The sequence below is a fragment of the Selenomonas sp. KH1T6 genome (assembly GCF_900108415.1).
GTDB lineage: Bacteria > Bacillota > Negativicutes > Selenomonadales > Selenomonadaceae > Selenomonas_B > Selenomonas_B ruminantium_A.
On sequence record NZ_FNWN01000010.1, the window covers coordinates 54,941 to 70,851 of the forward strand.

The window sequence follows — 15,911 nt, forward strand, 5'->3', positions numbered from 1 at the left end:
AAATCAGGACTGGCCTGTTTTTGAGGCAGCCTGTGCGGCTTCCTCGTTTTCGTCGCTGATTTTCTTTTCTGCCGTCTGGGCGAATTTGGTTACCATGACACGGGTCAGGCCTTGCTGGGCCAGAGTACCGGGACCGTCCACACAGCCGTTTACACAGGCCATGCCCTCGAAGTACTCTATGGGCAGCGTCCCCTGCTTCACCAGGGTCAGCTTGTCCTGGCAGTTCCTGAGGCCGTCAGCGTACTCCATGATGGTGTCTGCTTTGCCATCCTGCTTGGTCAGCAGGGCTTTCATGGAGGACTGTACGCCCCGGTTGAGGGGGAAGCCGATGCCGCCGGCTGTGGCCGTGGTCTGGTAAGGCTCTGCCTGCAAATTGTCCAGGTCGATATCCAGCCCGTCGAAGATGCAGGCCAGTTCCTCGTAGGTCATGGCGAAATCCATGCACTCGGGGTGATGGAGAGCTTCAGATTTCTTGGCAATGCAGGGACCGATGAAGCAGGTCAGGGCTTCAGGATCTTTATCCTTTACCCAGTGTCCGCAGGCAACCATGGGAGAGGCGGTTTCGGAAATGTTTTCCTTGAATTCCGGGAAGTGCTTCTTCACCTGCTCCACAAAAGCAGGGCAGCAGGAGCTGGTCATGAAATCAATCTTCCCCGGTACTTTTTCTTTGAACTCTTCGGCTTCGCGAATGGTGGTGATATCCGCGCCTACGGCGACTTCCACCACTTCGGCAAAGCCGATTTTTTTTATGCCTGCAATGATCTGCCCCGGCTGTACTTTGGCTCCGAACTGTCCCACAAAGGAAGGCGCCAGCATGGCTGTTACCTTTTTACCTGCCTTGATGGCAAGGAGAATCTGGGCAATCATGCTGCGCTCGTCCAAAGCGCCGAAGGGACAGCCCTCACGGCAGTTGCCGCAGCTGACGCATTTGTCATAGTGGATGAAGGTGCGCTTGTCCGGTCCCGAGCTCATGGCATCCAGGGCGCAGGATTTGATGCAGGGGCGGGTAATCTCGATGATGGCGCCGTAGGGGCAGGACTTGGCACAGCGTCCGCACTCGATGCAGATATCCCTGTCGATGTCTGCCCGGCCATTCTGGATGCTGATGGCGTGCTTGGGGCAATGCTCCATGCACTTGTGCTGGATGCAGTGGCGGCAGAGGTCAGTCACATAATACTTGTCGATGGGGCAGGCGTCGCAGGCATCGGGCAGCACATCCATGACAGGCAGGTTTTTCTCGAAATTCCCAGAAAGTGCCCGCTTGGCAGCCTCTACGATGTGGATGCCAGTCTCCTGCCACAGTGCCATCTGGATGCGGTTCTTGAGCACTGCCCGCTCCTTGTGCACGCAGCAGCGTACCCGGGGGGTGTCCTCCTTCACGATGTTCAGGATATCGTAGACCTTTTCCTCCAGTGTCCCATCCCAGACATATCTGGCAATCTGGCGCAGGACATTGCGCCGGAAATTGGCTACCTGTGTGGTTTCCATAAAATCCTCCTAAAATGCAATACATACAGTATGCTCATCTTGCTAAATACAACATAATTTTATTTTAACACATCTCCATTTGCTGTAGCCATAAGATTTTTCTCCTACAAGCCGCCTGGTCCATGCCAGCCCAGGCCAACCAGAACAGCAGTGCCCTAAGCTTGCTACAGTAGTCGCAATATACATGCCCCTGTCGGCAATTTGCCGATGGGGTCGTTATTCTGCCTTGGAATCTGGCAAGATGATGCTGATGCTGGAATACAAAAAAATTTAAGCTGATGGCTGATTACTACGATAATAATATAAGAACGTTAAGGTGGACTATTCGTTTGCACATGGGGAGGGAGTCACTATGTCGTATACAGATAAAGATTTCGTGGTGTACTCTGGCACCAGTAATAACGATGAAATATTTAATGTTGGAAGAGGCGCGACTGTCAAAGGCGGAAAAGGGAATGATTCCATCATCAATAATGGCGTACAGGCCGTGATTGATGCCGGGAGCGGAAATGACTCCATCCGCAATAACCTTGATGGAAGAGAGGCAACGATTAAGGGCGGAGCAGGAAAGGATACTGTGGCCAATTGGGGAGAGAAGGTTGTAATCGAAGCAGGGACAGAGAATGATTCCTTGTTTAATGGCGGTGCTGGGGCGCATATCGATTTAGGCGATGGAAATGACTCCATATATAACAATGCTCCCGGAACCAGTGTCACCATCAAGGGCGGTCTGGGCAATGATTTCATCATAAGCAATGGAAATCTGGCCGTGCTTGAAGGAGGGGAGGGAAATGATTATATCAACAATACTGATGGCAAGAAAGCAACGCTCCGCGGCGGAGCGGGGAATGATTCTCTTCATAATGGCGCAGAGCGTGCCAGGGTATATGGAGAGGCTGGCAAAGACTTTATAAAAAACAATGGGGCCAGAGCTTTGCTGGATGGCGGAGCAGATAATGACCGTATAGAGAATTGTGTTAATGGTATTAATACAACCATAAAAGCCGGAGCAGGCAATGATTCAATCTACAGCGACACTGGCAAGGTGACTGTGTACTCCGGCAGTGGCAATGATACCATCCGCATTTTGGGGGCGGAGGACGAGTGTCCTGTCATCTATGCCGAAGGCGGCAGGAATGTCATCAGCCTGGGCAAGGTGCAAAATGCAAAAGTTTTTGGCAGTGCAGGCGGTGAGGAAATCCGGTTTGACGAATCTTTCTGGTATGCAAACGGCGCAGCAGGGGCAAATGTGACTCTGAACGGCGGCAAGGGAAATGACACTTTATACGGCAGCCGTGGGCAGGATCTGTTCCAATATGCAAGCGGTGATGGGGCTGATATCATTGAGAACTACGACTTTCAGGATGTAATCCAGCTGACTTCGGGAAAGGTTGACAGCTACTCTTTAAGTGGCGGCGATCTCATACTGAAGGTAGGCAAGGGTAGTATCACTTTGAAGAACATGGCCAACCATGCCATCAATTTCATGGACAAGAATGGCAATATTTCTACCAAATATTACGGCACAGGTTATACGGCCAAGGAAGTCATTCAGAACTTTGTGCAGACCGTAAGCGAATCACCTTTGCAGGGGATGGCTGCGTTGGATGAGGCTGTGAAGGCTGGCACTTCCTTCAAGGATGCTAATGATGTGGTCAATCGTCTCGTAGCTGACTGCCAGGCTGCGGGAAATGCAGATACGTTCCTAAAAAAATACTGCGGCATCAATCTGGATAATGAGGATACGGGTATCCTTACTGGCTGGGATGCGGGCGGCATGAAAACTGTGAGCAGGAATGAGCTGGTGACTGAGACCGGCAAGGCCGTATATCCCGGCAAGACTACCTTCACCAAGCGTGGTGTCACGGTGACGGTGCCGAAGAAATCCTCCCTGACGAAACAGCAGCAGTTGGTAGTCCAGGGAATATATTCCTGGTGGCTGGATGGTGCCATTGATTTGGTTGAAAAATCATCCGGGATGTCATTCGAGAAGAATCCGTTCTCCATTTCCATAACTTTTGAAAAGTCCGGCAGTATGAAGCTAAGATATTGTGGCGGTTATGAAGCATCCATAAGTTATGGAGATTTCAAGGCTTCGGACAAAAGTGGCGGCGGGCTGGATGCTGCCTTGGCAGCCTGGCTGGCGTATCCTGCTCAAAATGTATTTGGCATCACTGGCAATTTTTCACGTTCTATGACAGAGGGGCTGGCTTCCCTTATGACGGGCGATGAGAATTACATTTGTGGGCGCATCAGGGAGTTGGCGGGAAATCCCTCGAAGCTTGCGCAATATATAAATGGCATCATCAGCAGCAACGGAGATGGCCGCAATGATGCAGCAGGCTATATCCTCTGGCGCTACCTAGCTAAGCAGTCTTCCGATTCATATGATGCCTCTGTGGCCCATCCCTGGGATGACAAGGTGAAGATAAACGGGACTTCCGTCAATGACCTGCTGGCGGCCAGGGGGGACAAGGTCACCTTGAACGGAGGGAAAGGTCTGGATACCCTGACAGCTTACGGCGTGAGCAACAGTCTCAGTGGTGGCGCGGGCAATGACTATCTCTTTGCTGGAGCTGGTGCCACAAAGACTGTCCTGGATGGCGGCAGCGGCAAAGACACCCTGAGGGCCGCCGGGGATAAGGTTACTGTATATGGCGGTGCCAATAACGATATAATTTACTTGGAAGGCACGGGGGAGGTTGTCCGCTATGTCAGCGGCGATGGAAATGATGTGGTTTATGGCTACAAGGCTGCGAAGGATACCATTCGGCTAGACTCCGTGCAGTCCTATTCGGTTAGTACCAGTGGCAAAGATACTTTACTGAAAGTAGGCACGGGCAGCCTTACGTTGAAAAATGCCAAAAATGAAGCATTGAATTTGGTCATATACGGAACTGACAGCGCTAATCGCCTCAGCGCAACAGCTGCCGGTTCGAAGCTTTACGGGCTGGGCGGCAATGATACTCTGACCGGCGGCAAGGGCAGGGATTATCTGGAGGGCGGCAAAGGCCATGACTGCCTCTATGGCGGCAGCGGCAATGACACTATCAAGGGCGGCACTGGCAATGACACCCTCTGCGGCGGCAAGGGGAACGATACCCTTTATGGCGGTACCGGCAAGGATATCTATCTTTATTCCAAGGGTGATGGAAATGACAAGATCATGGATTACTCCTCCAGCCAGGCTGTCAAGGTCATGACAGGCAAAGTAGGCAGCATGTATGCCAGCCAGAAACACTCCCTAGCCGGAGCAGGCTATGTGCAGGATGTGGTGCTGACAGTGGGGGACGGAAGCATAATGCTGAAGAATTTGGGATGCAGTTCCACGTTCAATGTGATTGATGCTGGTGGCGGGAAGAAGAGCTATAAGGTTTCTTCGCTGGTGAAGAGGAATATTTAGGAGCCTGACTGGTCAGGCTGGCATTTTGAACTACATCACGGACAGGCCGAAACTGCTTTCGACCTGTCCGTGAAACATATATTCAAGGAAGTGAATTGAATGGCAACTCACCAGGAAGTAATCAAGTCCTTTATGCAGTCCTTGGACAACACCACCTTGTCTGGTGCTGATGCTTTGGATGAGGCTGTCAAAAAAAGCTCAGGGGGAAGATTCTCCGATATGCAGGCTTTGATTGACAGTTTTATCAATGATGTGAGAAACCATGGCGGAACTTACAGCTACTATGATGAGCAGACGGATAAATTCTTGAAGGATTATTGCGGCATTGTCATAAACAATAAAGATACCGGCGCTATTACCGGCTCTGATGCAGGTGGTGCCATAACTAAAACAGCTGAAAGCATTGTGGCGGAATCCGGCTCTGTTCGTTCCTTCCCCAGTGGCGGCAAGACCACCATCAACGGGCTGACCTTTCATTGGCCGGACAGGAATTCCCTGAGTAGTGATGAACAGGCCATTGCAGACCGGCTTTATAGCTGGTGGGCCGGAGGGGCCTTGAATCTTATACAGGAATCCTATGGTCTGAATTTTTCTGAGGCAGGCACTTCGGTCAAGGATATTACCCTTCAGTTCTACTACAATAGTAGTGATTCCGCCCTGGCTTCAGTCCGGCATTCATACTCCCCCTACACAGGGAAGACAAGCGAGCTGTCTCTGCGGGTGAATATGTATTATTACAGCGGCTTCGACAAGCAGGATGTGAATGGCGCTGCCAGCAGGAATACGGCCTTTTATCTCGACCGCACACTGGCCCATGAGTTTGTCCATGCGGTGATGGCTGCCAATATCGACTACTTTTCCAACCTGCCCCTGTTTGTCAAGGAAGGCCTGGCTGAGCTGGTGCATGGCATCGACGATGAACGCGCTTCGGATATCCGTCAGCTGGCAACCACGGGCAGCGTGGCTGATTTGCAGAAAATGTTCTCGATTCGCGGCACCTACTACAACTATGGTACCCATTCATATGCCGGCGGCTATATGCTGTTCCGCTATCTGGCCAAACAGGCGGCTGCTTCCGGCACCGGCGGGTCTGAGCTGCCGGAAGGAATTTCCTATGACAGAGCCAAGACTACTGTCACCATAGCTGCGCCCTTTAGCGGCACTTGGGATGCCAAGGATTACGCTGATAGTGTGCGTATAGTGGATGCTTCCGGGGAAAATAAGAGCATCACCATCAAGGCAGGCAAGTATAATAGCACCATCAAGGCCGGCAAGAAGGGGAGCAATATCTACGGCCAGGGCGGCAATGACACTATCTATGGCGGCGCTGGCAAGGATGTTTTTTGGTACGGCACGGGTGATGGCAAGGACACTATCAAGAACTTCAAGAGCGGTACGGATGTTCTGCGTTTCTACAACAAAGCCCAGTTGGACGGCGTCACTACCTCCGGCACCAATGTCATCCTGAAATCCGGCACTGGCTCCATAACCCTGGCAGGCATGGCCAACAAGCGGATGGATATCACGAATGCTAATGGCAATAATGCTGCCTATTATTTCGGTCGGCAGGACAAGGCCAACAGCTTTGTTTACGCTGCAGGAAGCCGCTACTACGGCAGCGCGAAGCAGCAGGATACGTTGAAGATAAATGGGACTGCTGCGGTTTCTTTGGCAGATACTGCGCTGTATCATGATATCGATGTGCTGGATGCCTCCAGCTCTGCTGGGGCGGTGAAGCTAACTGGCGGCGTGAAGAGATCTGTGCTGCGCGGCGGTAGCAAGGCAGACACACTGACTGCGGGCGCAGGCGGTGCGGAGCTATACGGCGGCGCGGGCAATGACCTGTACTATGGCGGCAAGAGCAATGACAAATTCTGGTGGGGTTCCGGCCAGGGCAATGACGTGGTCTACAATTATGAAGGCGGCAAAGATGTCATCGCACTCCAGTCCGGAAGCCTGACGAGTGGCAAGGTATCCGGCAAGGATGTCATCCTGACATCGAATACCGGCAGCACCCTCACGCTGAAAGGTGCCTCTGACAAAGTCATCGTGACTGCAGATGCGGCTGGCAATATTACCAGGAAAACTTATAAGCTGGCCGATACCGGCGTTGCCTATAATGCCAATAAGACAGCCGTAACCATCAAGGCTCCTTTCAAGGGCACTTGGGATGCGGCGAAGTATGCCTCGACTGTGCGCACGGTAGATGCTTCCCAGGAAACCAACAATATAACCATCAAGGCAGGCAAATATAACAATATCATCAAGGCCGGCAAGAAGGGCGGTAATATCTACGGCCAGGGCGGCAATGACACTATCTATGGCGGCGCAGGCAAGGATCTTTTCTGGTACGGCACGGGTGATGGCAAGGATGTTATCAAGAACTTCAAGAGCGGTACGGATGTTCTGCGCTTCTACAACAAAGCCCAGTTGGACGGCGTTACCACCTCCGGCACCAATGTCATCCTGAAATCCGGCAGCGGCTCCATAACCCTGACAGGCATGGCCAACAAGCGGGTGGATATCACGGATGCTGCGGGCAAGAATGCGGCCTATTATTTCGGGAGGCAGGACAAAGCCAACAGCTTTGTCTACGCTTCAGGGAGTCGCTACTATGGCAGTGCGAAGCAGCAGGATACGCTGAAGATAAATATGGCTGCCGCGGTTTCTTTGGCAGATACTGCTATGTATCATGATATAGATGTGTTGGATGCCTCCAGCTCCGCTGGGGCGGTGAAGCTCACTGGCGGCGCGAAGAAGTCTGTGCTGCGCGGTAGCACCAAGGCAGACACACTGACTGCAGGCAAGGGCGGCGCCGAGCTCTATGGCGGCAAGGGCAATGACACATACAACGGCGGCAAAGGCAAGGATAAATTCTGGTGGGGTTCCGGCTTGGGCAATGATGTGGTGTACAACTATGAAAGCAACAAGGATATCATTGCGCTTAGCGCAGGTAGTCTGAAGAGCGGCAAGGTCTCCGGCTCTGATGTGATACTTACCTCTAATGCCGGCAATACCTTGACGCTTAAAAATGCAGTCAGCAAGACCCTTGTGGTGGTAGATGCCAAGGGGCATAAGACTACCAGGACTTATCTCCCCGCTGGTGTCACCTACAACTCAGCCAAGACGGTCGTGACCATCAAAGCACCCTTCACTGGTACCTGGAATGCAAGTAATTATGCCTCTACAGTGCGTACGGTGGATGCTTCCCAGGAAACTAACAGCATTACCATCAAGGCAGGAAAATACAATAGCACAATCAAAGCAGGTAAGAAAGGCGGCAATATCTACGGCCAGGGAGGCAATGATACCATCTATGGCGGCGCAGGCACGGATGTTTTCTGGTACGGCACGGGTGACGGCAAGGACACTATCAAGTCGTTCAAGAGCGGCACGGATGTCCTGCGCTTCTACAACAAAGCCCAACTGGACGGCGTCACCATATCCGGTACCAACGTCACCCTGAAATCCGGCAGCGGCTCCATAACCCTGGCAGGTCTGGCCAACAAGCGGGTGGATATCACGGATGCTGCAGGCAAAAGCGCGGCGTATTATTTCATGGGCAAAGGCAATGATACCATCAGCGGCACCAAGGGAGCGGACAGGTTCTACTGGGGCTCCGGTTTTGGCAATGATGTGATCAGCAATTACACCAGCGGCCAGGATCTGGTGGCCTTCAGCGCTGGCAAGCTCAAGAGCGGCAAGGTCTCCGGCCAGGATGTGATACTTACCTCAAATACTGGCAACACCCTCACCCTCAAGAAGATGGCTGGCAAGGCCATCACCATCCAGGGCACGGACGGCAAGCAGGTGAAAAAGACCTACAAGGCTGCAACGCCCACTGACCCCTCCCTGCCCACAGGCGTCACCTACGACAGCAAGACCATGATGGTGAAAATGAGCAAGGGCACCATCACGGACTTCACACTCTCAGGTAATGACGTTATCTTCAAGAGTACTGTAGGCGATATCCGTGTGGCAGGCGGCAAGGATAAGATTCTTAGTGTAGTTGATGGGGACGGTGTAAGGGCTACTTATAAGGTAGCGGGGAATATCCCTACGGGTACCGAACCTGCTTATAATGCGGATAAGACGGAAGTGATTCTGGGGGAGAATACGCAGATTGGTTATATCTTCGACATAGACGATGTCGAGAAAAGTGTTCGTACTGGAAATGCTACTGCGTATAAAGGTAATCACTATATTCTTTGGGGTAGCATTAAGGATGATGTGCTTATTGCTGGCAGCGGAGATATGGAACTGTATGGAGGATATGGAAAAGATACTCTCTACGGCGGTAGCGGCAAAAATGATTTTTCTTGGAGTCACAGTATGAATGATGACGTTGTTTATAACTATACCAAGGGACAGGATAGGATTCTTTTGGAATGTGGCACCAGGATTGAGAGTTATGCTGTGTCTGGTAATGATGTCATACTGAAAAGCGGTAGGCATACTTTGACTGTGAAAGATGTCAAGCCAGGGGATTTAACTGTGTATAACAGGTTTGCAGATGTGAGCGATACATATTGGTATGACGGAAAACTTCCAGATGGCATATCATATAATAGCAGCAAAAAACAATATGTATTAAGTGCTTCTTTTGGCGACACACACACACTGTTTGATTTCGAAGCACTCCCGGAGCTAACTGCTTCTGTAGATGCCTCGGCGATTAAGAATATGGGGGGAGTCTTTTCAATTTATGGTGATGATAGGGATAATTGCATCATAGCCAGTGATTGCGAGGGCTATATTACTACTGGGCGTGGTCATGATACAGTATATATGGGGAATGGTAAGGATAAATTGTGCTGGGATAGTGGGGCAACAGATGAGATTACAGTATATGGCTATAAGGGAGGACAAGACAGTATACGGTTGGGTTATAGCGATAGTGTAAATAGTTATGAAGTTAGTGGCAATGACTTGATTTTGTGGAATGTTGACCGCAGTTGTAGTTCCAAACTTATACTGAAGGACACAAGATTGTCGGATGTTACCATTTTGGATTCGTATGGCAATGAGCTGGCCGACTGGCAGTATTCTGCCAACATCGCTTCTGAGTACAAGAATATTATTGGCGATTCGGAAGGCTCTTTCTTGTATTTCGATGATGAGCTTTCAGACTATGTTGATGCCGACAGCGTGAAGCTGGAATCTATATCGCAGAACCATGACACCCTGACGGTGCAGAGGGAGGCAGAGGATTTGCTGATTCTTTCCGGTGATACAGGTTCATGCGCCGATATGATGACAGTGGTGGGGAATGCTTCCACTACGGCGAAAGGCTTCCTTGATGAGAATATAGGAACATCATCGAAAAATAGTCACAAGGATGAATTGCTCAATGGCAAATGACTTGATATGGAAAATTTTGTTCATGGAAGGAGTGCCTCTCTATGGTTATGACACAGAATAAGGTCATCTTGAAATTTATGGAATCCTTGGCTGACACAGACAAAACGGGGACTGCGGCTTTGGATCAGGCTGTAAAGCGGCTGGGGTATACCAGTTTTCAGGCACTTAGGCAGAGTTTTTGTAAGGATATAAAACCATATCAGGCATCTAGCAAGAGCAAAGAGCTGGAGTTCTTGGAAGATTATTGTAGCATTCATCTAAGCAATGCGGATACAGGCGCTATTACTGGTTCAGATGCCGGCGGTGCAGAAACGAAGACGGCAGAGTCGGTTGTGCCGGAAGCAACGGCAGCCCGTGCGTTGAAGACAAAAGAATATAACAGCTTCGAGTGCAATGGCTTGACGGTGAATGTCACGTATGCAAAGGCTCAGTATGGTTTTCCTTCTGACCAGGCGACACTGGAGGCTAAGGAACGGCTGGTTGTTAAGAATCTTTATAACTGGTGGATCAAGGATTCCCTGAATTTGATAGAAAAGTCTTTGGGAATAAACTTTTCTGATGGGCGTGCCAGTGTTACGGAACTGGAAGTTAAGTTTGATGCCCCAAATTCTGTCTACAAGTACTATAAACCGGTCAGGTTGAATGTGAATTCTGATTCCTGGGGGGCTTCAAAGCTCACCTTGACCATCGACATGAATTATTTCATGTCCTTATCTGGTTCAGACAAAAACGGTAAAATAAATAGATATGGCGAAGTTGAATATTTGGATCGAGATTTTCTGGATGCCCTTACCGAAGCTACATTGGCAGCAAATGTGAAGGGATTTACCAAATTGCCGAATTATCTGAAACTCGGGCTGATCAGCCTTGTAGGCGGCGGGGACAGCAGTTACAACAAATATTTTGGTGTTGAATGCTCTTCCGGCGGCCTAAGTGGGGATTATTGGGATAGCAGCTTTGAAGCGTATGCAGTGCTGCGTTATATGGCGCGGCAGGTATCTGATAAATCATTGCCTAAGGGGCTTTCTGTCAGCAAAGATGGGCTGACCATAACTGCTAGTACAGCATTTAAAGGGTCGTTCAATGCCAGTGATTATTCGGAAGCAGTAAAGACCATAGATGTCAAGAACGCCAATAAGAGCGTTATCATCAAGGGAAATAGCAAGGCTAATGCAATATATGCAGGTTCTGCTGGTGGTACATATTACGGTCAGGGAGGTAATGATACTCTCTTTGGCGGCAAGGGTAATGACACTTTATATGGTGGTGAAGGAAAGGATGTTTTCGTGTATGCAAAAGGAGGAGGTAAAGATACAATCAGTGATTTCAATCCGGAGGAGGATGTGATTCGTCTGACTTCCGGGGCATCTTTGATCAAGTCGGTTGTGTCTGGTGCTAATGCAGTCCTGACAATCGGCTCTTCTGGCAGTATAACTGTCAAGAATGGCGCTGGTAAATCTATCATAGTAAAGGAAGAGGATGGTGGGACTAAGAAAGTGTTCGCATTGCCTAAAGGTGTGACTTCTAACAGTAAGCATACCGAGCTGACGGTGAAGAATCCCTTTGAAGGCAAGCTGGATATTGCAGGATATGAGTCCACCATCAGGAATATTGATGCTTCTAAGAACAGCAATGAACTGACTTTGAAGGGCAATCAGTATAATAATACCATCAAGGCAGGCAAAGCTGGCGGCAATTACTACGGTATGAAAGGCAATGATACACTGCAGGGTGGTGCTGGGAAAGATATCTACTGGTATGGCAAGGGTGAGGGAAAAGACACTATAAAAAATTTCCAAAGCGGCAAAGATGTCATGCGCTTTTACAACAAGGCTCAGATTAGCAGCGTTGTGACTTCAAATACGGATGTGACGCTAAAATCTGGCGATGGTTGGGTAAAATTGACAGGTATGGCTAATAAACGCGTAGATGTCATTGGTGCTGATGGCAAGAGCGCTGTTTATTATTTTGGACGTCAGGATAAGGCAAATACATTTGTTTATGCTGCTAACCGGCGGTATTATGGCAGTGCCAAGAAGGAAGATACTCTGCAGATAAGTGCTGCAGCTACGGTATCTTTGGCTAATACTACGCTGTACCATGATATTGATGTGCTGGATGCTACAAAATCTAATGGTGTAGTAAAGCTTACTGGCGGTTCCAAGAAGTCCGTATTGCGCGGCGGGACTAAGGATGACATTTTGACTGCCGGCAGCGGCGGAGGTTCACTTATCGGTGGTGCAGGCAATGACAAGCTTTACGGCGGCAAGGGAGTGGATAAGTTCTATTGGGGAAGCCGCCTGGGTAACGATACCATTTATAATTATATCAGCGGCAAAGATGTCGTTGTCCTTAGCGCAGGCAAGATCAAGAGTGGCAAAATCTCTGGGAAGGATGTAATTCTCACTTCCAATACCGGCAATACACTCACTCTCAATAAGGTGGCTGGTAAAGAGATTACCATTCTTGATAAAGATGGCAATCAGGTGAATTTGACCAAGTGGCAGAAATCTGAAAATATCATTTCTGACACAAATAATGCAGAATGCAACAAAGCTGCTATTCCTTTGCAAGGAGTTGCGTATTATCCTGAGGAGGCATGGGGGGAGGCATCTGAAGAGAGTAGCTGCATCTGGTCTGTTGATGCCTGCCAGGTGCTGGTAGCAGACGAAGATGATATGACGATGGACAGTGCTTCCCTTTACTTTGATGATGCTGCATCATATCTCGACGCTGACAGCATGAAACTGGAGTCAGTATCTCTTAGCCAGGATTCCCTGACGGCCCGGAGGGCGGCAGAGGATTTGGCAGCGCTCTCTGGTGAAATGTCTGCCGGTGGAAGTGGGATGTTGCTGGCGGGGACTCCTATGAGTACAGATGTAACTGCTCCCCTTGGAGAAAACGGGACTGCGTCCTCGACTGTTTTGAAGAATAGTGAATCGCGCACGCGTAAATGAATGAAGACAGGCACCCCCAACAGCCTTGGCTGTTGGGGGTGTTTGTCGTGCTGGTGGCTGCGCTGGTTTTGATAGCAAAGGCGGCATTTGCTTGCTTTATGATGAGGGGTGGTGTATCATTTTAATGATGCTCTAATCTTGATTTAACTTGGAGCATATCATAAAAGGAGGAATGGGATTTGGCAATTTCACGGAAGAATGAGAAAAGCAATGTGGTTATTTCCGGCAGCACCGGGAATGATCAGCTGAAGAACACCGGGAGCGGTGTGACCCTCAGGGGAGGTGCAGGTGCGGACACCCTTGTAAATGAAGGGGGGCGGACCGTGGTTCTGGGCAATGATGGTAATGATGTCATCCAGAACAGTCCTACGGCTGCGAATGCTTCAATTTCCGGAGGGTATGGAAATGACTACGTCAGCAATTGGGGCAGCCAGGCGTATGTAGAGTTGAATGACGGTAATGACTACCTGCAAAACTCCGGCAGCAGTGTATCTGTCTATGCCGGCGCAGGGGCCGACAGCGTCGATAACTATGGAGCCAGGACCCTGATATGTGGTAATGACGGCAACGATTACATCAGTAATCAGGGTTCTCAGGTGACTATCTATGCTGGTGCCGGGAACGACAGCGTATTTAACCGGGGTGAAAGAAGCTGGGTAGACGGATATGACGGCAATGATTGTCTAGTCAATTTTGTCAGCGCGGTGACGGTGATAGGCGGTGCCGGGAATGACTATATTGAGAACCAGGGCGCAAATTGCGGGCTGGGCGGCAATGAAGGCAATGACACCATCCGCAACAGCTCCAATGGCGTTGGCTCGACGATTAAAGCTGGGGCCGGTGACGACAGAGTCACCAATCAGGCCGTCGGGGCCATAGTCTACGGCGGCGATGGCAATGACCACCTGCACAATGAGGGTCAGAATGTAACCCTGGTGGGCGGGGCAGGCAATGACTATTTCGAGAGCTATGTAGGCAAGGTCACGGTGGATACCGGCATTGGCAACGATACGGTGTGGCTCTACGGTGAAGCCAATGAAATGCCCACGATTAATATGGGAGGCGGTCATAAGACCCTGACCATAGTCGAGGCAAAGAAACTCAAGCTCTTTGGCAGTGACGGTAACGAGGATGTTCGTTTTGCCACCGGGGATTGCAGTAATGAGAATGATTTCCAATATGTAGGCTGGAATCTGGGCAAGGGAAATGACACTATCCATGCCACCAATGGTACAGATCTGATCAAATATGTGAACGGTGACGGCCATGATGTCATAGTGGGTTATGGTGGTGATGATGCCCTGGTGCTGGATTCGGGCAAAGTTGACAGCCATGCCTTCAGGGGCAATGATTTGATCCTGAAGATAGGTTCGGGGAGCATTACCTTGAAGGGGATGAAGAACCGTGCCGTTAGATTTGTGGATAAGAATGGCGATGTTTCTGTAGCATATTATGGTGCGGAGAAAGGAAAAGGTGACAGCCTTATTGGCGGCGCGGGTAAGGACTCCCTGCTGGGCGGCAGTGCCAACGACACTATATTGGGCGGCGCAGGCAATGACACCCTCAACGGCGGCGCAGGCAACGACATCCTGTATGGCGGCGCTGGAGCAGATCTTTTGATTGGCGGCGCAGGCAATGATACCTTCTACTATGCTGGTGGCGATGGGAAGGATATCATCAAGGACTACGAGACGGGCAAGGATATCATCCGCCTGGGCAGCGGCACACTCACCGGCAAGAAGGCCAACGGCAAGGATGTGATCCTGACAGTGGGGCAGGGCAGCCTGACCCTGAAAAACGCCGTGGGCAAGAAAATCACCATGGTGGATGCAAGGGGCAGGCAGTCAGTCATAGGCCCCGTGGTGAATTCCCTGCCGAAGAATGCCAGGTACGTGGACAAGAGGCAGACTCAGGTGAGTCTGGGGGCGGCCTATGCCGGCACCTTTACCGCCGGCCTCTACTCTACGGGCCTCAAGACTGTGGATGCTTCCAAGACTACCAATAGCCTCACCCTCTACGGCAATGCCAATGCCAATGTGATAAAGGCGGGAACTGCCGCCTCGAAGCTCTATGGCCAGAACGGCCATGATACCCTGCTGGGCGGCAAGGGGAATGACACTCTCTATGGCGGCAACGGCAATGACAGCTTGTCAGGCGGTAACGGCCGTGACTATCTCTCTGGCGGCAATGGCAATGACATACTGCTGGGGGGCAGCGGCAACGATACTCTCTGGGGTGGCAAGAGCAACGACACCATCTACGGCGGCAGCGGCAATGATATCTATCTGTATTATCAGGGAGATGGCAAGGATGTGCTCATGGACTATGCATCCAATGAGGCCATCAAGGTCATGTCCGGCCAGGTTACCGATGTGTATGCCAACAAGAAGCACAGAAACGGAGCAAACTGGGTACGGGATGTGCAGCTGATCGTGGGTGATGGCAGCATAACCCTGGAAAATGTGAGCTGCGATGCCAAGCTCAATATCTATGAAGCTGGCAGCAAGACCACCATGAATGATTCTGTTAAATCTTTGAAAACGAAGAATTTCTAAGCGAATAAGAACACACCACCCCCAGCAGCACAGGCTCTGCCCTGTCTGCTGGGGGTGTTTGATATGCTACTGGTTGCGTGATAGGACTTTTGACGCAGATTAGGCTATGATTTTGCTTGCTTTATAGTTAATATGGGTGTAGCATTT

General features: G+C 50.4%; 5 protein-coding genes. 4 read left to right on the forward strand and 1 reads right to left on the reverse strand.

Annotation, left to right across the window (positions count from 1 at the left end):
• Positions 1–3 precede the first annotated feature (3 nt).
• Positions 4–1,488 carry a monomeric [FeFe] hydrogenase gene (locus tag BLW59_RS08095; RefSeq protein ID WP_029543175.1) on the reverse strand — a complete coding sequence of 495 codons (1,485 nt, stop codon included), beginning with the start codon at positions 1,486–1,488 and terminating at the stop codon, positions 4–6.
• A gap of 352 nt (positions 1,489–1,840) precedes the next feature.
• On the opposite strand from BLW59_RS08095, the gene BLW59_RS08100 reads away from it, so the two are divergent.
• The 4 genes from BLW59_RS08100 to BLW59_RS08115 all read left to right on the forward strand — a co-directional run bounded on the left by BLW59_RS08100 (position 1,841) and on the right by BLW59_RS08115 (position 15,764).
• A complete protein-coding gene (locus tag BLW59_RS08100; RefSeq protein WP_074697386.1) occupies positions 1,841–4,891 on the forward strand; it encodes a calcium-binding protein in 3,051 nt (1,016 codons plus the stop codon).
• 99 nt (positions 4,892–4,990) lie between these two features.
• Positions 4,991–10,252, forward strand: a complete 5,262-nt coding sequence (locus BLW59_RS08105; RefSeq protein WP_074697387.1) for a calcium-binding protein — start codon at positions 4,991–4,993, stop codon at positions 10,250–10,252.
• Positions 10,253–10,293: 41 nt separating this feature from the next.
• Positions 10,294–13,209 (forward strand): calcium-binding protein, encoded by a 2,916-nt coding sequence (locus BLW59_RS08110; protein ID WP_074697388.1) that lies wholly within the window; start codon positions 10,294–10,296, stop codon positions 13,207–13,209.
• Between the two features lie 179 nt (positions 13,210–13,388).
• Entirely contained in the window at positions 13,389–15,764 is a 2,376-nt protein-coding gene (locus BLW59_RS08115; protein WP_074697389.1) for a calcium-binding protein, read from the forward strand.
• Positions 15,765–15,911 lie beyond the last annotated feature (147 nt).

What these genes read in the sequence shown, in the direction of transcription:
- BLW59_RS08105 (WP_074697387.1), top strand. Translation starts at nt 4,991, where the DNA reads ATGGCAACTCACCAGGAAGTAATCAAGTCCTTTATGCAGTCCTTGGAC.
- BLW59_RS08095 (WP_029543175.1), bottom strand. Translation starts at nt 1,488, where the DNA reads ATGGAAACCACACAGGTAGCCAATTTCCGGCGCAATGTCCTGCGCCAG.
- BLW59_RS08110 (WP_074697388.1), top strand. Translation starts at nt 10,294, where the DNA reads ATGGTTATGACACAGAATAAGGTCATCTTGAAATTTATGGAATCCTTG.
- BLW59_RS08100 (WP_074697386.1), top strand. Translation starts at nt 1,841, where the DNA reads ATGTCGTATACAGATAAAGATTTCGTGGTGTACTCTGGCACCAGTAAT.